Origin of the sequence: Mesorhizobium sp. B2-4-19 (assembly GCF_006441315.1) — a bacterium.
Lineage (GTDB): Bacteria > Pseudomonadota > Alphaproteobacteria > Rhizobiales > Rhizobiaceae > Mesorhizobium.
Genome location: NZ_VFUV01000002.1, coordinates 501,612 through 519,147 on the forward strand (window position 1 = coordinate 501,612; position 17,536 = coordinate 519,147).

Sequence of the window (17,536 nt, forward strand, 5' to 3'; positions counted from 1 at the left end):
TCGTTCGCCTCGTCCATTTCAATATCGAACCGGACGAGGCAGGATGATGGCGACCACGGGCCTTCCGCGTAGGGCGAAGATGCCAGACCGGCGCGTTTCTGTGCGACACGCCGAGTTGATATCAGCCGAGACCAATGCCAACTCGGTCACGGAACTGCGCGAGGCGGCGCAAGGTTGCCGGCGCTGTTCCCTGTGGCGCGATGCAACACAGACCGTCTTCGGTGAAGGGCCTGACAATGCCAAGGTGATCTTCGTCGGCGAACAGCCGGGCGATCAGGAGGATCTCGCAGGGAAACCATTCGTTGGCCCGGCGGGCAAGGTCTTCGATGCCATACTGGACGACGCAGGGGTGGACCGGCAGAAAGTCTACGTCACCAACGCGGTCAAGCACTTCAAGTTCGAGCCGCGCGGCAAGCGCCGTATCCATTCCAAGCCGAATGCCGGCGAGGTTCAGGCCTGCCGCTGGTGGCTCGACAAGGAGTTCGAGTTGATCAAGCCAAATCTTGCTGTCGCGCTTGGCGCAACGGCGGCGTTGTCGCTGCTGGGCAAGGCAACACCGGTGATGAAGATGCGCGGCCAGGTAATCGAGCGCGAGGATGGCTTGCGCGTGTTCATCACCATCCATCCCTCCTTCATCCTGCGCATCCGTGAGGCTGCGGACAAGGAAGCCGAACGCGAGCGGTTCCTGCACGACATGAAACAGGTGAAACGGCTGATGGCGGCTTAAGGTTACTTAACGAGGATCGCTCTCAGGTCGTTGACATTCTTGCCTGTCGAGCCAGGCGCGAAAAGATCGCCGACGGCATTGAACGCCGCGACTGCCGCTGTATGGAACGGTGGGTCCGGAGGCGACCGCGCTGGATTGTCGCCGGGAATATCGGAGACAACACCACTTTGGCCGGCCAGGCGGCTGCCGCCAGCCGGCCTTGATGGTGGAGACATGCTTGCGGATGGTGTTCATCGGTGCGCCGGAAGCGAGCAGCGCCTCGTTGACGGCGATCTCGTCGGCCAGCGTCAGGGGCGGCTACTCCGCGCCTGAGATTTCATTGGACAGACCATAGTGACTGTATGAGTGTGAACGCATGATCCATGTGGGGGGCATCATGGTGCTCGTTCGGTCGTTGGTGTCGCGTTTTGTACCTGTGCTTTGCGCGCTTCTGCTTGCCTCGCTTTCACCGGGGATCGCAACAGCGCAACAAGCCGATGTCGTGCTGGCTGTCGGCACCATCACCACCGACAACTATCCGGGCCAGGAGTTTGCCGGCAACGGTCTGAGCGAAGCGATTTTGCACGCTGCCGTCAACATGTTGGATGACGGTGGGCAATTTGCCTGGTGCGCAGGACGGGTCGTTGAGTGGCGGCGAATCGACGAGGTGAACAAGGAACAGAAGTTCCAGCAGACGGAGTATGTCGACCAGGCCACCGCGATCAAGAAACTGGGTACTGTCGCGGCAGACTATCTGATTGGCGGCAGCATCAAGTTCGGCGCCGGGAAAGCCGATTGGACCATTGAGATCAGAACCAACCCCGGCGGCGCGCTTGTTGACAGCTTCACCGGCTTTGCCAAGGACGATGCGGTGGCGGATGAGGGCGGCCGCATCGCCGAACACGTGCTGGACAAGATTTGCCCTGGCCCCTGGACAGTCACCGGCGGCGGCGCGCGGATCGTGGTGACCGGGACGGTGATGAAGCTGGACGAGCCGTTCAAGGTGGTAGGCAAGTTCCCTGGTGGCACTGCCAATTTCGTGTACTCGCCGACGTCGCGCGCGGGCGGGACAGTGGACTATGTGCTTGCCGGAAGCGGTGTTTCGGGCGCTGGCAGCGGCACCTATACTATCGGCCCGTCGGGCGACAGCTTCACCATGACGATCCGGCAAACCACGAAGGGCTGTATCACCGGAATACCGAAGTCCTGCAAGACCAACAGCGAAGTCCTGACACTGACCCCGATTTCGCACTGACAGGTCTGCTCCATGCCCAGGTCATGCCACACCCTGGCTGACCTGGCGAACAACCGTCCCGGGCCAGCATCACGGCGTCAGCGGATCAATATCGCCCTGAGATCATTGACATTCGTACCGGTCGGGCCGGGCACGAAAAGATCGCCAATTGCATTGAATGCCGTCCAGGCATTGTTGCCGGCCAGCATCGCCTTGGCGTCGATGCCGGCGGCGCGCATGCGCGAGACGGTCGAACCGTCGGCGAAGGCCCCGGCATTGTTTTCCGAACCGTCGATGCCGTCGGTATCGGCCGCCAGGGCATGAATGCCTTGCACGCCGTTGATGCCGATAGCGAAGGCAAGCAGGAATTCCGAATTGCGGCCGCCCTTGCCTTTTGCCCGCAAGGTCACGGTTGTTTCGCCGCCGGACAGGATCAGCACCGGCTTCGGAAATGGCCGGTTGCGCATGGCCACTTCGCGCGCGATGGCCGCGTGGACGCCGCCGACCTCACGCGCTTCGCCCTCGATGGCATCGGAGAGGATGACGGCCTCTATCCCTTGGCGCTTGGCTTCCGCCGCTGCTGCTTCCAGAGACACGCCGGCCGAGGCGATCAGATGCACTTCATTGCGCGAAAAGCGCTGGTCGTCGGGATCCGGAGCGTCGGCCGCCGGCGAATTGATATGCGTCATCACCGCGGCCGGCAGCTTCATGCCATAAGCCGATATCGACGCCAGCGCGTCTTCTCGGCCGCCGGTATCGGGGACCGTCGGGCCGGAGGCGACAAGGGCGGGATTGTCGCCGGGAATGTCGGAGACCACCAGCGACATCACCTTGGCCGGCCAGGCAGCAGCGGCCAGCCGGCCGCCCTTGATGGTCGAGACATGCTTGCGGATGGTGTTCATCGCCGCGATCGGCGCGCCGGAGGCGAGCAGCGCCTCGTTGACGGCGATTTCGTCGGCCAGCGTGAGCCCAGCCGCCGGTGATGGGAGCAGCGCCGAACCGCCGCCGGAAATCAGCGCCACGACCAGATCGTCCGCGGTCAGTCCCCGGACCTTTTCCAGCAGTCGCCGTGAGGCCTCGAGGCCAGCGGCGTCCGGCACTGGGTGTGCCGCCTCGATGATCTCGATGCGTTTGCATTTCGCGCCATAACCATAGCGGGTGACGACCAGCCCTTCGATCGGCCCGTCCCAGACCTTCTCGAACCCCGCCGCCATCTGCGCCGAGCCTTTGCCGGCACCAATGACGATGGTGCGGCCCTTTGGCCTGGCCGGCAGATGGTCCCTGATCGTGCGTTCCGGATCGGCGGCGGCAACGGCGGCGTCGAAGATGGAGGTGAGGAAGGCCTTGGGGTCGAGCACGGTCATTCAGCTTCCGAAGCCAGTGCCAGACTACGTTTGTCGACACCCAGGTGGTCGCACAGCGCATCGACGACCACGCCGTGATCCTCGCGTTCCGGCAGCCCGGAGACCGCGATCACGCCGATAACGCCGGCGCCCTTGACCGTCACCGGAAAACCGCCGCCGGCGAGGACATAGTCGGAGATGTCGAGGCCCTCGCCGATCTTGAAGGCGCGGTCGGGGCGTTGCTGCTCCAGCACCATGCGGTAAGTGCTTCTCAGGAACCGTTTCACCACATTGATCTTGCGGCGCGCCCAATCGGGATTGGAAGCATTCGATCCCGGCATGGCCGCATAGAACAGCGGCCGGTCCCACAGCCTGATGTCGACGATGATAGGCATGTTTTCGGCCATTGCGCGGGCGCGGATAGCGGAGCCGATCTTGAAGGCGACGGCCTCATCGAAGGCTGGGAAGACAAGAACTTCTTCCTGTTTCCGGATCAGAGCGATGTCGTCAGCAACGGCCATGTCGTTCCCCTATCAACTCGCCGCACGCTTTGACCGATGGCTGCCGCCGGGTCAAGCGTCTGTGCGGCTTCGTAAGGTCGTGCGCGTAGGTAGGTTGAGATCCAGGTGATGCAGGCGTGCCTAATTCGCCATGTCGTTCTTGGCCGCCCGCCCCGCGACATAGACCTCGCGCACCGCGCGGTCGTCGCCCAGCGTCTGCAGCAGGAACAATTCCTGCGCCAGCGTCTGCGCCGTTTCCATCCTCAGCCGCATCGCCGGCGTCGCCCGGGCGTCGAGCACGACGATGTCGGCGTCGGTGCCCTGATCCAGCGTGCCGATCTTGCCGGCCACCGACAGCGCCTCGGCATTGCCGCGCGTGATCTGCCAGAAGGACTGGAACGGGTTGAGCTTCTCGCCGTTCAGCGCGATCACCTTGTAGCCCTCGTCCATGGTGCGCAGCATGGAATAGTTGGTGCCGCCGCCGACATCGGTGGCAGCGGCGATCCTGAGCGGCTTGTCGCGGCGGCGAAAGCGCTGGTAGTCGAAAAGACCGGAGCCGAGGAACAGGTTCGAGGTCGGGCAGAACACCGCCACCGAGCCGCTCTGCGACAGCGCGTCCGCTTCGCGTTCACTGAGGTGGATGCAGTGGCCGAACAGGCTCTTTTTGCCCAGCAATCCGTAGTATTCGTAGACATCGGTATAGTCGCGCGACCGGGGATAAAGCTGTTGTGTGAAGGCGATTTCGGCGTGATTTTCCGACAGGTGCGTCTGCATGTGCAGGCCGGGATGCTCGCGGCATAGCGCACCGGCCATCTCCATCTGCTCCGGCGAGGAGGTGATGGCGAAGCGCGGCGTAATGGCATAGTGCTGGCGCCCCTTGCCGTGCCACTCCCTGATCAGAGCCTTGGTGTCGTCATAGCCGGATTGCGGCGTGTCGAGCACGCCTTCGGGCGCGTTGCGGTCCATCATCACCTTGCCGGCGATGTTGAGCATGTTGCGGTCATGCGACTCGGCGAAAAAGGCTTCGGCCGAGGCCTTGTGCACCGAGCAGTAGGCGGCCACCGTCGTGGTGCCGTGCCGCACCATCTCGTCGAGGAAGAGCCGCGCGATGCGGCGGCCGTGCTGGGCGTTGGCGAATTTCGTCTCTTCCGGAAAAGTGTAGGTGTTCAGCCAGTCGAGCAGTTCGGCGCCATAGGACGCGATGACCTGCATCTGCGGGAAATGCACATGGGTGTCGATGAAGCCCGGCAGCAGAAGGTGCGGCCGGTGGTCGATTTTTTTGGCCCCCTCACCGGCCTGCTTCTCGACATCGTGGTAGGCGCCTGAGGCGACGATCCGACCGTCGCTTATCAGCAGGCCGCCATCTTCCTCATAACGCCAGGCCGAATGGTCGTCGATGGTTTCAGGCCAGCGCACGAAGGACAGCGTGCGGCCGCGCAGAAGTGTCGAGGTCATGCTATTTCCCCGCGCCTTCGAACCAGGCCACCAGCAGCGCCCGTTCCTTGTCGGTGATCTGGCTGACATTGGCGGGCGGCATGGCGTGGCTGCGGCCGGCCTGCAGATAGATCTCGCGGGCATGGTTGGCGATGTCTGCATCGGTGTCGAGCACAACGCCCTTGGGCGCGTGGTAGATGCCTTCATAGACCGGTTCGGCCGCATGGCACATCGAGCAGCGGCCGAGCACGGTGTCGCGCACGGCCGGGAAATGCGCGGAAGCGATATAGACCTCCGCCGAGGCGGATGCCTTGGGCTCGCCGGTCAGCACCTTCGGCACGGTCGACAGCCAGATGATGATGAGGAACAGGACAAGGGCGCCGAGCCAGGTCCAGTGCGGGTTGCCGGCCCGCTTGTGCACGGTGTTGAAATAGTGCCGGATCAGCACGCCGATGATGAACACCAGCGAGGCGATGACCCAGTTGAACGCAGTGCCGAACGCCAAGGGATAGTGGTTCGACAGCATCAGGAACAGAACGGGCAGCGTCAGATAGTTGTTGTGGAGCGAGCGCTGCTTGGCGATCTTGCCGTATTTCGGGTCGGGCTTGCGGCCGGCAATCAGGTCGGCGACGACGATCTTCTGGTTGGGGATGATGACCATGAAGACGTTGGCCGACATGATCGTGGCCGTGATGGCGCCCAGATGCAGGAAGGCGGCGCGACCGGTGAACAGATGCGTCAGCCCCCAGGCGATGAACACCAGCACGCAGTAGAGCACCAGCATCAGCCCTGTGTCGCTTTTGCCGAGCGGCGAGCGGCACAAGAGATCATAGACCACCCAGCCGACGCCGATCGTGGCCATGGACAAAAGGATGCCGACCGGCACCGACATTGGCAGCACATTGGGATCGATCAGGAACAGGTCGGCCCCGGCATAATAGACCACGCACAGCATGGCGAAGCCGGACAGCCAGGTGGCATAGGATTCCCATTTGAACCAGGTCAGGTGCTCCGGCATCTCGGCCGGCGCCACCAGATATTTCTGGATGTGGTAGAAGCCGCCGCCATGCACCTGCCATTCCTCGCCGAAGGCGCCGACCGGCATGCCCGGCCGCTGGCGCAGGCCGAGATCGAGCGCGACGAAATAGAAGGACGAGCCGATCCAGGCGATGCCGGTGATGACATGCAGCCACCGCACGGCAAAGCTCAGCCAGTCCCAGAAAATCGCGAAATCCATCATTGAAGTCGTCCCTGCCGATGACGCGACTTTACGGTGTCGCACGCAAACGGAAAGAGGCGAGGTGTACGATGACTTTCAAAAAAAAATGGAAAATACTAGGTTTGTCGCTGCAAACCGGCGAAGGTGCTCCGCATGGCCTATCTCGATAACATCGCCGTCTTCGTTCGCGTTGTCGAACTCGGCAATCTGTCGGCGGCCGGCCGCGACATGCGCATTTCGCCGGCGGTCGCCTCCAATCGCATCAAGGAACTGGAGAAGCACCTCGGCGTGCGGCTGTTCAACCGCACGACGCGGCAATTGATGCCGACCGAGCATGGCACGGTTTTCTACTCGGGCGCCAAGCAGGTGCTGGAGGCGATCACCGAAGCCGAAGCGGCGGTGTCGGCTTTGTCCGGCCAGCCGCGCGGCACCATTCGCGTGACAGCGCCACTCGGCCTCGGGCGCCGGCTGGTGGCATCGGGTATTCCCGATTTCCACGACAAATATCCTGACATCGAGGTGCGGCTCAGGCTCTCGGACCACAATGTCGACATCATGAAGGAGGGCATCGACGTTGCCTTCCGGCTCGGTATCATCGAGGATTCCAGCCTCAGGATGCGCGGCATCATGGAGTGCGAACGCGTACTGGTGGCGGCTCCGAAATATCTGGAGGCGCGTGGCGAACCGGCGGAGCCGCAGGAGCTGATCGGCAAGAAACACGACTGCCTGATGCTGCGCTATTCCGGCGCACGCGAATATGTCTGGACGCTGCAGACCGCCGCCGGCCCGCAGAAATTCGAGGTGCACGGACCCTACGACACCGACGATGGCGATGTGCTGACCGGCTGGGCACTGTCGGGACGCGGCATCATCAACAAGCCGCGCTTCGAGGTCGAACCGTTCATCCGCGACCGTCGGCTGCAGGTGATCCTGGCCAACACGCCGCCGACGCCGGTGCAGTTCGCCGCCGTGTATCCGCACAAGAAGCTGCAGGACCCCAAGGTGCGGCTTTTGCTCGACTTCATGGCCGAGCGCTGCCAGCGGCTGATCAAGGATATCCTGGCCGGCAAGTGAGCGGCTGGCCGACAAGCGAGGGTCCACTGGTCTATCCGCCGGACTTGCCTTGCGCACCGGCGAACCTAGGTTGACGCAATGCATCTCGCCATTTCGCTCAACATCGCTGCCGCCAACGAACAGGCCGTTCTGGATTTCGGAGAGATCAAGACCTTCGTGCGGGCGGCAGAGGCGGCCGGCATCGATGTGGTCGTGATTTCCGACTCCGCGGAAGGGTTATCAAGCAGCCCGTTCGAAGCGACAACGCTGCTGGCCGCCCTGGCGACCGTCACCGACAAGATCGGGTTCGTGGCCAGTGCCTCGACGGCTGCCCACCAGCCCTACAATCTGGCGCGTCGTTTCGCTTCGCTCGACATCATCAGCCATGGTCGTTCCGGCTGGCATGCGACGATGGTGCAGGGCTCTCGCGAAGCCGCCAATTTCAGCCGACCGGAGGGGTTTTCCGACGCCGACTTTCGCCGCCGCGCCGAGGAATATATCGGTATCGTTCAAGGCCTGTGGCAGGGCTGGGATGCGGATGCGCTGCTGTTCGACAAGACAGGTGGCCGCTTCCATGATCCGGAAAAGATGCATCTGCTCGACCACAAGGGCGAGTTCTTCTCGGTGCGCGGGCCGCTGAACGTCGCGCGCTCGCCGCAGGATACGCCGGTGCTGGTGCTGTCAGGCCTTTCCGAGCCCGACCTGGATACTGCGGCCCGCACCGCCGATGTCATTTTGCTGGAGAGCGGGTCGGCCGAGAGCGCGAAAATACGCTTTGATGATCTGAAGCGTCGCGCAACGACCGCTGGGCGCGATCCGGACGCGGTGAAGATCCTGACGAATATCTCGTTCACCCCGGATGACGGGCCAGCCGCCATCGCGGACAGGCTGGAAACCCAATTGCGGGCGAAAAGCTGCGACGGCTTCAACATCCGGCTGCCCGCGCAGCACTCAGCGCTCGACGATTTCGCCGATCGCGTTCTGCCGGAGTTGCGGCAACGAGGCCTTGTCCGGGAGGGCTATCGCGGGGCGACGTTGCGCTCGCATCTTGGACTTGCCGGCGGAGGTGACCGATGACCGCGCAGATGAAGCTCGGCGCCTTCCTGTGGGCGACGGGTCACCACATCGCCGCCTGGCGCCACCCGAAGGCGCATGTGAGGGCAGGCATCGACATCGACCACTACATCCAGCTGGCGCGCACGGCGGAAGCGGCGAAGTTCGACATGATCTTCTGCGAGGATGCCGCTGGCCTGCGCGAGGCCAATGTCGGCATCGCCAGTCAGACGTCGCGGTCGATCGGCTTCGAGCCGATCAGTCTGCTGTCGGCGCTGGCCGTGCAGACCAGCCGCATCGGCCTCGTTTCCACGGCCTCGACAAGCTACAACGAGCCCTACGGGCTGGCGCGAACCTTCCTGTCGCTCGACCATCTGAGCGGCGGCCGGGCGGGCTGGAACCTGGTGACATCAGCCAGCCCCATCGAAGCCGCCAATTTCGGCTCGACGGGCCTCAAACCGCATGCCGACCGCTACGAGCGGGCGCGCGAATTCGCCGAAGTGGTCACCGGGCTATGGCACGGCAAGGCTCCCGGCCATGACGGCCAGAGTTTTTCGGTGCGCGATCCGCTCGACCTGCCGCGCTCGCCGCAGGGCGCACCGGTCATGGTGCAGGCCGGCGCCTCGGATGTCGGCCGTGACCTTGCCGCCCGCACCGCCGATGTGGTGTTCACGGCTGCGCAGACCTTCGAGGAGGCCAAGGCCTTTTATAACGATCTCAAGGGACGCATGGCCGCCTATGGACGCGAGCCTGACGACATCAAGATCATGCCCGGCGTCTCACCCGTGGTGGCCGAAACAGAGGCCGAGGCCCGGGAGAAACATGAGGAATTGCAGGAGCTGATTCCGGACGATGTCGGCGTGGCACTGCTGTCCAGCTATCTCAGCATCTCCGATCTCTGGCACTATCCTATCGACGGACCGCTGCCCGAATTGCCTGACAGCGAGGGGATGAAAAGCCGGCAGGCTCTGGTCGTCGAGCAATCGCGCCGCGACAGCCTTTCCATCCGCCAGCTGGCCCGCCATTTCGCCGGCGCGCGGGGCCATTGGCGCATTGTCGGGACAGCGGCGCAGGTCGCCGACGAACTCCAGGCGCGGTTTGAGGGCGGGGCAGCGGACGGCTTCAATGTCATGCCGTCCTGGTTCCCGGGCGAGCTCGATGCCTTTGCCACGCTGGTGGTGCCGGAACTGCAGCGGCGCGGCCTGTTCCGTAATGAATATGACGGCAACACGCTGCGAGAGCATCTGGGCTTGAAGCGGCCGGCGTGAGCTGGAGACTTCTATGCTTCGTCCATCACCCGGGCCGTGCCAGAAACCCTGACCGAGCTGCCGATCTCAGGCGGAATATCGGCATGCAGACGCGACCGCATGCCCATGTCCTCGCCTTGCACGACATCGATCGCGCCGCCATGCGGCCAGCCAATGTCGCGCAGATAGCCGGCAAAGGCAGCTGTCGAGGCGCCCGTCGCCGGATCCTCATAGACGCCACCTGAAGCAAAAGGATTGCGCGTGTGGAACAATCGTGGCGTTTCGGCATAGGCGAACAGGATCGTTACCAGCCCTTCGCGACGCATCAGGGCCTGTCCGGCTTTCAACTCGTAGCGCATCGCGGCCAGTGCCTTGCGCGATCCAAGGGCCAAGACCAGATGGTCGGCGCCGCCGTGGATCAGCGCCGGCGGAATGGCCGGATCGAGATCGGCCGCGGCATAACCGAACAGCGCCAGCGCCTCCGCAATCAGCGTCGGCGGCCCCGGCTTGCTGCGTGTCGGCGGCGACTGCAACGCCGCGGCGATGGTCGCACCGTCGCGGAACCCTTCGACAGTGATGTTCGCCCGGTTGAGTTTCAGCGGGAAAATCCCATCACCGAACTGCCGGACCAACGCGGCTCCCAAGGCGATCGTCGCGTGACCACAGAAAGGCACTTCGGATTCCGGCGAGAAATAGCGGACCCGCCAGTTATCTCCCTGCCTGGCGGCAAAGGCCGTTTCAGAGAACCCGACTTCCGCTGCCAGACGCTGCATCTCGGCCATATCGGGCAAGACATCGCCTATCAACACCCCGGCAGGATTGCCGCCGGTGTTGCCATCCGAAAAAGCCGCGATTTTCAGAACGCTCATGCCTCCACACCTCATGCCGCAACGCCGGGTGGATATAGCAAACGGATATTTCCCGCGATTGAAAAACGGACAAGCCGCTGAGCAGCCGTGACTAACCGGCGAGCACCCTGTGCTGCGGCACCTGATGATCGGCGTTTGACGCAGCCGTATGCACGACCAGCGCCGTCATGATCTCGGCGGCCGCAAGTGCTGCAATGACTTGAGGGCGCTTGTCCTTGACGGCGTCGCCGCCGATCGGCGAGACGAGACGGGCAAATTCCGCTTCTGTGCCTTCGGCCGATTTCAGGAACCAGTTCCTGAACGTCGCTTTCTTGGTCTTCGAGCCGATCATGCCGACATAGGCGGCGTCGTCGCGTCTCAGCGCTTCGGAGACGATCAGGAAATCCAGCGCATGGTCATGGGTGAGGATGGCGAAGCCGGTGCCGGCGGGCGCGTTGCGCACTTCGGCCTCGGGCATCGGCGTCAGCCGCGTCTCGACGGTCTGCGGCATGCCTTCCAGCGCCTCGGCCCGCGTCTCGATGACGACGCCGTGCACGGGAAGGAGCGCGATCGCCGCCGCCAGCGCCTGGCCGACATGGCCGCCGCCGAAGATATAGACATGCGGTAGATGCGCTTCTTCGGTTTGCGCCGCTGCAACCAGTTCGGCGGCGAGATCGACGTCGACGAGCCGGATCAACACCTCGACGCGCCCGCCACAGCATTGGCCAATCTCCGGCCCGAGTGGCACGTCCAGTGTCGCGCAGACTTCATCGACCTCGATGCGGGCTTCTTGGCCCTGCGGCTTGCGGGGAGGTGACGACGCCACCATCTGTCGCGCCTTGTCGATCGCCATATATTCGAGCTGGCCACCGCCGATCGTGCCAAAGATCGCCTCCCGCGAGACGAGCATGAAGGCGCCCTTCTCGCGCGGCGTCGAGCCCTTGGTGCCGGCCACTTCGGCCAAGGCGATGCGGCCTGGGCCAGCCAGGAAGTCTTTCAGGCTTTGCACTTTCGAATTCATCATTCGCATTCCCGTGCAGGAAACATAGGGTTTTTCGACCTGAATTGCACGTTTTGCCGGATTCAGGCCTTCGCCTCGCCTTTCAGCCGCTCGATCGCCATCAGCACACGCTCCGGCGTCGCCGGGGCGTCAAGGCGCGGACAGATCCTGTGATCGGCGACGCTGGCCACCGCATCCGACAGCGCATGCAGCACGGACATGCCTAGCGGGAAGGGCGGCTCGCCGACCGCCTTGGAGCGGTGGATCGTCGGCTCGCTCGCTTCCGGCCAGTCGGCCAAAGTGACGTTGAATATCTTCGGCCGGTCGGAGGCGAGCGGAATCTTGTAGGTCGACGGCGCATGGGTGCGCAGCCGGCCCTTCTCGTCCCACCACAATTCCTCGGTCGTCAGCCAGCCCATGCCCTGGATGAAGCCGCCCTCGATCTGGCCGAGGTCGATGGCGCGGTTCAGCGAGCGGCCGGTTTCGTGCAGGATGTCGGTGCGCTCGACCACATATTCGCCGGTCAGCGTGTCGACCGAAACCTCCGAACAGGAGGCGCCGTAAGCGAAATAGTAGAAAGGGCGGCCCTCGCCCTTGTCGCGGTTCCAATGGATTTTCGGCGTCTTGTAGAAGCCCGCGGCCGAGAGCTGGATGCGCGCCATATAGGCCTGCTTGACGAGATCGGCGAAGGCGATCTCCTGGTTGCCGATGCGCACCCGGTTGGGCAGGAACAGCACCTGATCGCGCGGCACCTGGTGTTTCTCGGCAGCGAAATCGGTCAGCCGGTCCTTGATCTGGCGAGCGCCATTCTGTGCCGCCATGCCATTGAGGTCTGACCCGGACGATGCCGCTGTGGCCGAGGTGTTGGGCACCTTGCCGGTGGTGGTCGCGGTGATCTTCACTTGGTCGAGATCGATCTGGAATTCTTCCGCCACCACCTGCGCCACCTTGAGGTAGAGCCCCTGCCCCATTTCGGTGCCGCCATGGTTCAGATGCACCGAACCATCGGTGTAGACATGCACCAGCGCGCCGGCCTGGTTGTAGTGCGTGGCGGTGAAGGAAATGCCGAACTTGACCGGCGTCAGCGCCAGGCCGCGCTTGACGAAACGGCTGTTGGCGTTGAAGGCTGAAATTTCGCGCCGCCGCCGCGCATAGCCGGCGCTCTCCTCGAGTTCAGCGACGATGCGCTGGATGATGTTGTCCTCGACCGTCTGGTGGTAGGGCGTGATGTTGCGATCGGTGGTGCCATAGAAATTCTTCTTGCGGATCTCGAGCGGATCCTTGCCGACCGCGAACGCTACCTCGTCGATGACGCGTTCGGCGCCGACCATGCCTTGCGGACCGCCGAAGCCCCGGAAGGCGGTGTTCGACACGGTGTTGGTGTAGAGCGGCGCCGATTGCGCGTGCACGGCGGGCCAGAAATAGGTGTTGTCGCAATGGAACAGCGCGCGATCCGTCACCGGGCCCGACAGATCCGACGAGAAGCCGCAACGCGCGGCGAACATGAAATCGACACCGAGAACGTTGCCCTCGTCATCAAAGCCGACTTCGTAGTCGACGAGGAAATCATGGCGCTTGCCGGTGGCGATCATGTCGTCGTCGCGGTCGGGCCGGATCTTGACGGCGCGATGGTGTTTCTTGGCGGCGATGGCCGCGAGCGCGGCAAACTGGTTGCCCTGCGTTTCCTTGCCGCCGAAACCGCCGCCCATGCGGCGGATCTCCACCGTGATGGCATTGCTGGGTATGCCGAGCGCATGGCTCACCATGTGCTGGACTTCGCTCGGATGCTGGGTCGAGGAATAGATGGTGACGTCCTGATCCTCGCCCGGAACGGCCATGGCGATATGGCCTTCGAGATAGAAATGCTCCTGGCCGCCGACGCGCATCTTTCCCTTCAGCCGGCGCGGCGCCGCCTTGATCGCAGCGGCGGCATCGCCGCGCTTCAAGGTAAGCGGCGGCGTGACGAGCTTGTCCTTCCTCGGATCGAGTTTGCCGATGTCGGTGACGAAGGGCAATTCCTTGTATTCGACCTTGGCCAGCCTGGTGGCGCGGCGCGCTTGTTCGCGGGTTTCGGCGATGACGCAGAAGATCGGCTGGCCGAAGAACTCAACCTTGCCGTCGGCGAGCACCGGCTCATCGTGCCGGCCGGTCGGCGAAATGTCGTTCTCGCCCGGCACATCCTTTGCCGTGAGCACATCGACGACTCCGCGAGCAGCGCGCACCGCCGAAAGATCCATGCGGGTGATGGTGGCATGCGCGGCGGCCGAGAGACCGAGGCAGCCATGCAGCGTGCCGGCCGGTTCCGGCATGTCGTCGATGTAGACGGCGGTGCCGCTGACATGCTTGTGGGCGGAATCATGCCGCTGATCGGTGGCGACGCCGCCGACGATCTTCTCAGCCTTGAGATTTGATGTGGCGTGCTTGTTCATCATGCCGCCTCGTTGCGGGACACCTGGAAAGGCGCCCTGGTGCCGGAGGTTTCGACGAAGAAGCGCAACAACAGGTTCTTGGCCGCCAGCGCCCGGTATTCGGCTGACGCCCGCATGTCGGTGAGCGGGGTGAAATCCCTGGCGTATTGCGCCATCGCCGTCTCGACCGTCTCTTCGGTCCATGGCTTGCCGAGCAGCGCCCTTTCGACAAAAGACGCCCGCTTCGGCGTCGCCGCCATGCCGCCATAGGCGATGCGCACATCGGCAACCGTGCCGTCCTTCGCCAGGGTCAGCAAGAAGGCACCGAGGGCAGCGGTGATATCCTCGTCGCGGCGCTTGGTGATCTTGTAGACGGCAAATTTTTCGCCCTTGGCCGGCACGGGCACGTGCACGGCCTCGACGAACTCGCCCGGGTGCCGGTCCTGCTTGCCATAGGCGATGAAGAAGGTTTCCAGCGGGATCGTACGCCGCTTCTTGCCCTTGCGCAGCGTCAGGCGCGCGCCGAGCGCGATCAAGGGTGGCGGCGTGTCGCCGATCGGCGAGCCGTTGGCGATGTTGCCGCCGATGGTGCCCATGTTGCGCACCTGTTCGCCGCCGATGCGGTCGAACAGCGGCCCGAGCGCCGGGATGCGTTTGGCCAGCATCGAAAAGGCCTCGCTGTAGGTGACGCCGGCGCCGATCGAAATGACGCCCTTGTCTTCAGCGATGGTGCACAGCCCATCGAGATTGCCGATGAAGACCGCCGGAGAGATGTCGCGCATGTGCTTGGTCACCCATAGGCCGACATCGGTCGAGCCGGCAACGATGGTGGCGCCGGGTTCCTGGTCGAGCACATTGGCGAAATCGTCGACATTGGCCGGCACGATAAGCCGCGCCCCGGCCGAACCGATCTCGACCCGCGCGCCGTCCCGCAAGGCTTCCAGCCTCGCGGTGATCGCCTTGCGCTCCGCCGCCAGCGGATCCTTCGCCGCCTTGCCATAGCTAGAGATAGCGTGCGCGGCGCGCATGATGGCCTCGTAGCCGGTGCAGCGGCAGAGATTGCCTTGCAAGGCCTTTTCGATCGCCGCGTTCGATGGATCCGGCGACTTCATCCACAAACCATAGAGCGACATGACGAAGCCCGGCGTGCAGAAGCCGCATTGCGAGCCATGAAAATCGATCATCGCCTGCTGGACGGGATGCAACTGGCCGGGCTGACCACGCAAATGTTCCACCGTCACTACATGGGTGCCGTCGAGCGAACCGAGGAAACGGATACAGGCATTGACGCTTTCGTAGATCAGACCGCCGGCCGAAAGCTTGCCGACCAGAACGGTGCAGGCGCCGCAATCGCCCTCGGCGCAGCCCTCCTTGGTGCCGCGCAGCGAACGGTCGAGCCGCAGCCAGTCGAGCAAGGTCGCGTCGGGCGCCACCGACGACAGCACGACATCCCTGCCATTGAGGATGAAGCGGATTTCGTTGCGGATTTTGATCTTGGCCATGCCTCAGCTCCCCCTGTAGGTCGAATAGCCATAGGGCGAGATCAGCAATGGCACGTGATAGTGCACTGCCTCCGCCATGCCGAAACGGATCGGCACGCTGTCAAGGAAAGCCGGCTCCGGCAGTTCTGTGCCCTGGCCGCGCAGATAGTCGCCGGCCGCGAACACCAGCTCATACTCGCCGGCGCGGAACTCGGCGCCCGCCAGCAGCGGCGCGTCGCAACGGCCGTCGATATTGGTCGCGACTGTCTTCAGATGCGTCCTGGCCGAACCGTCAAGACGATAGAGCGCGATCGACACCCCAGCCGCCGGCCTGCCAGTCGCGGTATCGAGGACATGCGTCGTCAGACGTCCGCCGCCGGCTTTCGACGTTTCTGCCACTGGCGCCTCCCATTCCCGATACAGTCGAACAAAGCAATGAATTGTGCGCCAATTAAAGGCGATGCATAAGTCCCGGTCGAGCGGAGCGGCACAAAAACACTTTCAAAAATTTCAAGGGAATGCGGCGGCAACCCTTTCGACTATCCTGATCACAACTTCCGGCAGTGTCCGGCAGGAGGGGCAATGCGTTACGAAAGAGACATGCGCGGCTACGGAGCCAATCCGCCGGATCCGAAATGGCCCGGCGGGGCGCATGTCGCCGTGCAATTCGTCGTCAATTACGAAGAGGGCGGCGAGAATTGCGTGCTGCATGGCGACAAGGCGTCGGAAGCCTTCCTGTCGGAGATCGTCGGCGCCGCGCCCTGGGTGGGACAGCGCCATTGGAACATGGAATCGATCTACGAGTATGGCGCGCGGGCCGGCTTCTGGCGGCTGCTGCGCCTGTTCAGCGAGTCGCAAGTTCCAGTGACCTGCTATGGCGTCGCCTCGGCACTTGCCCGCTCACCCGACCAGGTCACGGCCATGCAGGACGCCGGGTGGGAGATCGCCTCGCACGGATTGCGGTGGATCGACTACCGCGATCATAGCGCCGAGGATGAGCGCCGCGACCTCGAAGCGGCGATCAAACTGCATTACGAGGTGACGGGGCAGCGCCCGACCGGCTGGTACACGGGCCGCACATCGGTCAACACGGTGCGGTTGGTGGCCGAAGAAGGCGGCTTCGACTACGTCTCCGACACCTATGACGACGAACTGCCTTACTGGTTCGAGCATGCCGGCGGCACGCAGCTCATCATTCCCTATACGCTCGACACCAACGACATGCGCTTCGCCACGCCGCAAGGCTTCAATTCGGGTGACCAGTTCTTCGCCTATCTCAGGGATAGTTTCGACACGCTCTATGCCGAGGGTCAGGCCGGGCAGCCGCGCATGATGAATATCGGCCTGCATTGCCGCCTCGTCGGGCGGCCGGGCCGGGTGGCGGCGTTGAAGCGCTTCGTCGACTATGTGAAGTCGCATGACAAGGTCTGGCTGGCGCGGCGCATCGATATCGCCAAGCACTGGCAGGAGAACCATCCCTACAAGCCGGCTGCGCTGCGCCCGTCGAAGATGGAATTCGAGACATTCGTTCACACGTTCGGCGGCGTGTTCGAGCATTCGCCCTGGATCGCCGAGCGGGCCTACGAGCTGGAGTTGGGCCCGGCGCACGATACAGCCGGCGGCCTGCACAATGCGCTCTGCCGCATCTTCCGTTCAGCCAGCGAGACCGAGCGGCTGGGCGTGCTCAACGCCCATCCCGACCTTGCCGGCAAGCTGGCCAAGGCCAGGCGGCTGACGGCGGAATCGACAAGGGAACAAGCCTCCGCCGGCCTCGACGCGCTGACCGACAAGGAGCGCGAACTGTTCTCCAAGCTCAACGCCGCCTATGTCACCACCTTCGGTTTCCCCTTCATCATCGCGGTGAAGGGCAAGACCAAGGAGGAAATCCTCGCCGAGTTCGAGGCGCGCATCGGCAACAGCCGCGGCGTCGAATTCGAGACCGCCTGCAAACAGGTCGAGCGCATCGCGCTGCTCCGCCTCAGAGACATGCTACCGCAATAGGTTTGAACC

Annotated in this window: 15 protein-coding genes and 1 pseudogene; 6 read left to right on the top strand and 10 right to left on the bottom strand. The window is 63.6% G+C overall.

Translation table 11 applies throughout. The annotated features are described in order from the left end of the window. The first annotated feature begins 79 nt into the window (after window positions 1–79). Window positions 80–727, top strand: coding sequence for a UdgX family uracil-DNA binding protein (locus FJ546_RS05610; RefSeq protein ID WP_246686752.1), 648 nt, complete (start codon window positions 80–82; stop codon window positions 725–727). 96 nt (window positions 728–823) lie between these two features. Here the strand turns inward: FJ546_RS05610 and FJ546_RS05615 are convergent. Then, window positions 824–1,018: pseudogene (locus FJ546_RS05615) on the bottom strand (DUF4147 domain-containing protein); the annotation flags it as partial. Window positions 1,019–1,082: 64 nt separating this feature from the next. Here FJ546_RS05615 and FJ546_RS05620 point away from each other — a divergent pair. Then, window positions 1,083–1,961 (top strand): hypothetical protein, encoded by an 879-nt coding sequence (locus FJ546_RS05620; RefSeq protein ID WP_140888436.1) that lies wholly within the window; start codon window positions 1,083–1,085, stop codon window positions 1,959–1,961. A 77-nt stretch (window positions 1,962–2,038) separates the two neighbouring features. On the opposite strand, the gene FJ546_RS05625 is transcribed toward FJ546_RS05620, so the two are convergent. The 4 genes from FJ546_RS05625 to FJ546_RS05640 all read right to left on the bottom strand — a co-directional run bounded on the left by FJ546_RS05625 (window position 2,039) and on the right by FJ546_RS05640 (window position 6,457). After that, the gene (locus tag FJ546_RS05625; RefSeq protein WP_140888437.1) at window positions 2,039–3,304 is read right to left on the bottom strand and encodes a glycerate kinase; all 1,266 of its coding nucleotides are present in this window, start codon (window positions 3,302–3,304) and stop codon (window positions 2,039–2,041) included. Beyond that, window positions 3,301–3,804 carry a heme-degrading domain-containing protein gene (locus FJ546_RS05630; protein ID WP_140888438.1) on the bottom strand — a complete coding sequence of 168 codons (504 nt, stop codon included), beginning with the start codon at window positions 3,802–3,804 and terminating at the stop codon, window positions 3,301–3,303. The genes FJ546_RS05625 and FJ546_RS05630 overlap by 4 nt, the downstream gene beginning before the upstream one ends. A gap of 120 nt (window positions 3,805–3,924) precedes the next feature. Then, window positions 3,925–5,238, bottom strand: coding sequence for a guanine deaminase (gene guaD / locus FJ546_RS05635; RefSeq protein ID WP_140888439.1), 1,314 nt, complete (start codon window positions 5,236–5,238; stop codon window positions 3,925–3,927). Window position 5,239: 1 nt separating this feature from the next. Continuing rightward, entirely contained in the window at window positions 5,240–6,457 is a 1,218-nt protein-coding gene (locus FJ546_RS05640) for a urate hydroxylase PuuD (protein WP_140888440.1), read from the bottom strand. A gap of 132 nt (window positions 6,458–6,589) precedes the next feature. Here FJ546_RS05640 and FJ546_RS05645 point away from each other — a divergent pair, with 132 nt between their 5' ends. The 3 genes from FJ546_RS05645 (at window position 6,590) to FJ546_RS05655 (ending at window position 9,810) form a co-directional block, all read left to right on the top strand. Continuing rightward, window positions 6,590–7,510 (top strand): LysR family transcriptional regulator, encoded by a 921-nt coding sequence (locus FJ546_RS05645; protein ID WP_140888441.1) that lies wholly within the window; start codon window positions 6,590–6,592, stop codon window positions 7,508–7,510. A gap of 78 nt (window positions 7,511–7,588) precedes the next feature. Continuing rightward, a complete protein-coding gene (locus FJ546_RS05650) occupies window positions 7,589–8,566 on the top strand; it encodes an LLM class flavin-dependent oxidoreductase (RefSeq protein ID WP_140888442.1) in 978 nt (325 codons plus the stop codon). Next, a complete protein-coding gene (locus tag FJ546_RS05655) occupies window positions 8,563–9,810 on the top strand; it encodes an LLM class flavin-dependent oxidoreductase (RefSeq protein WP_140888443.1) in 1,248 nt (415 codons plus the stop codon). Before FJ546_RS05650 ends, FJ546_RS05655 begins: the two co-directional genes overlap by 4 nt. A gap of 11 nt (window positions 9,811–9,821) precedes the next feature. Here the strand turns inward: FJ546_RS05655 and FJ546_RS05660 are convergent, their stop codons facing one another. From FJ546_RS05660 to uraH, 5 genes are all read right to left on the bottom strand, one after another. After that, the gene (locus FJ546_RS05660) at window positions 9,822–10,658 is read right to left on the bottom strand and encodes a PhzF family phenazine biosynthesis protein (protein WP_140888444.1); all 837 of its coding nucleotides are present in this window, start codon (window positions 10,656–10,658) and stop codon (window positions 9,822–9,824) included. A 91-nt stretch (window positions 10,659–10,749) separates the two neighbouring features. Then, entirely contained in the window at window positions 10,750–11,658 is a 909-nt protein-coding gene (xdhC, locus tag FJ546_RS05665; protein WP_140888514.1) for a xanthine dehydrogenase accessory protein XdhC, read from the bottom strand. A 62-nt stretch (window positions 11,659–11,720) separates the two neighbouring features. Next, window positions 11,721–14,066, bottom strand: a complete 2,346-nt coding sequence (xdhB, locus tag FJ546_RS05670) for a xanthine dehydrogenase molybdopterin binding subunit (protein ID WP_140888445.1) — start codon at window positions 14,064–14,066, stop codon at window positions 11,721–11,723. After that, a complete protein-coding gene (xdhA, locus tag FJ546_RS05675; RefSeq protein WP_140888446.1) occupies window positions 14,066–15,547 on the bottom strand; it encodes a xanthine dehydrogenase small subunit in 1,482 nt (493 codons plus the stop codon). The genes xdhB and xdhA overlap by 1 nt, the downstream gene beginning before the upstream one ends. Before the next feature lie 3 nt (window positions 15,548–15,550). Next, entirely contained in the window at window positions 15,551–15,925 is a 375-nt protein-coding gene (gene uraH, locus FJ546_RS05680) for a hydroxyisourate hydrolase (RefSeq protein WP_140888447.1), read from the bottom strand. Between the two features lie 183 nt (window positions 15,926–16,108). Here uraH and puuE point away from each other — a divergent pair, with 183 nt between their 5' ends. Beyond that, window positions 16,109–17,527, top strand: a complete 1,419-nt coding sequence (puuE, locus tag FJ546_RS05685; RefSeq protein WP_140888448.1) for an allantoinase PuuE — start codon at window positions 16,109–16,111, stop codon at window positions 17,525–17,527. Window positions 17,528–17,536: the final 9 nt, after the last annotated feature.

Coding starts and splice junctions, on each gene's coding strand:
- FJ546_RS05610 (WP_246686752.1), top strand. CDS start 80: ATGCCAGACCGGCGCGTTTCTGTGCGACACGCCGAGTTGATATCAGCC.
- FJ546_RS05620 (WP_140888436.1), top strand. CDS start 1,083: ATGATCCATGTGGGGGGCATCATGGTGCTCGTTCGGTCGTTGGTGTCG.
- FJ546_RS05625 (WP_140888437.1), bottom strand. CDS start 3,304: ATGACCGTGCTCGACCCCAAGGCCTTCCTCACCTCCATCTTCGACGCC.
- FJ546_RS05630 (WP_140888438.1), bottom strand. CDS start 3,804: ATGGCCGTTGCTGACGACATCGCTCTGATCCGGAAACAGGAAGAAGTT.
- guaD (WP_140888439.1), bottom strand. CDS start 5,238: ATGACCTCGACACTTCTGCGCGGCCGCACGCTGTCCTTCGTGCGCTGG.
- FJ546_RS05640 (WP_140888440.1), bottom strand. CDS start 6,457: ATGATGGATTTCGCGATTTTCTGGGACTGGCTGAGCTTTGCCGTGCGG.
- FJ546_RS05645 (WP_140888441.1), top strand. CDS start 6,590: ATGGCCTATCTCGATAACATCGCCGTCTTCGTTCGCGTTGTCGAACTC.
- FJ546_RS05650 (WP_140888442.1), top strand. CDS start 7,589: ATGCATCTCGCCATTTCGCTCAACATCGCTGCCGCCAACGAACAGGCC.
- FJ546_RS05655 (WP_140888443.1), top strand. CDS start 8,563: ATGACCGCGCAGATGAAGCTCGGCGCCTTCCTGTGGGCGACGGGTCAC.
- FJ546_RS05660 (WP_140888444.1), bottom strand. CDS start 10,658: ATGAGCGTTCTGAAAATCGCGGCTTTTTCGGATGGCAACACCGGCGGC.
- xdhC (WP_140888514.1), bottom strand. CDS start 11,658: ATGAATTCGAAAGTGCAAAGCCTGAAAGACTTCCTGGCTGGCCCAGGC.
- xdhB (WP_140888445.1), bottom strand. CDS start 14,066: ATGAACAAGCACGCCACATCAAATCTCAAGGCTGAGAAGATCGTCGGC.
- xdhA (WP_140888446.1), bottom strand. CDS start 15,547: ATGGCCAAGATCAAAATCCGCAACGAAATCCGCTTCATCCTCAATGGC.
- puuE (WP_140888448.1), top strand. CDS start 16,109: ATGCGTTACGAAAGAGACATGCGCGGCTACGGAGCCAATCCGCCGGAT.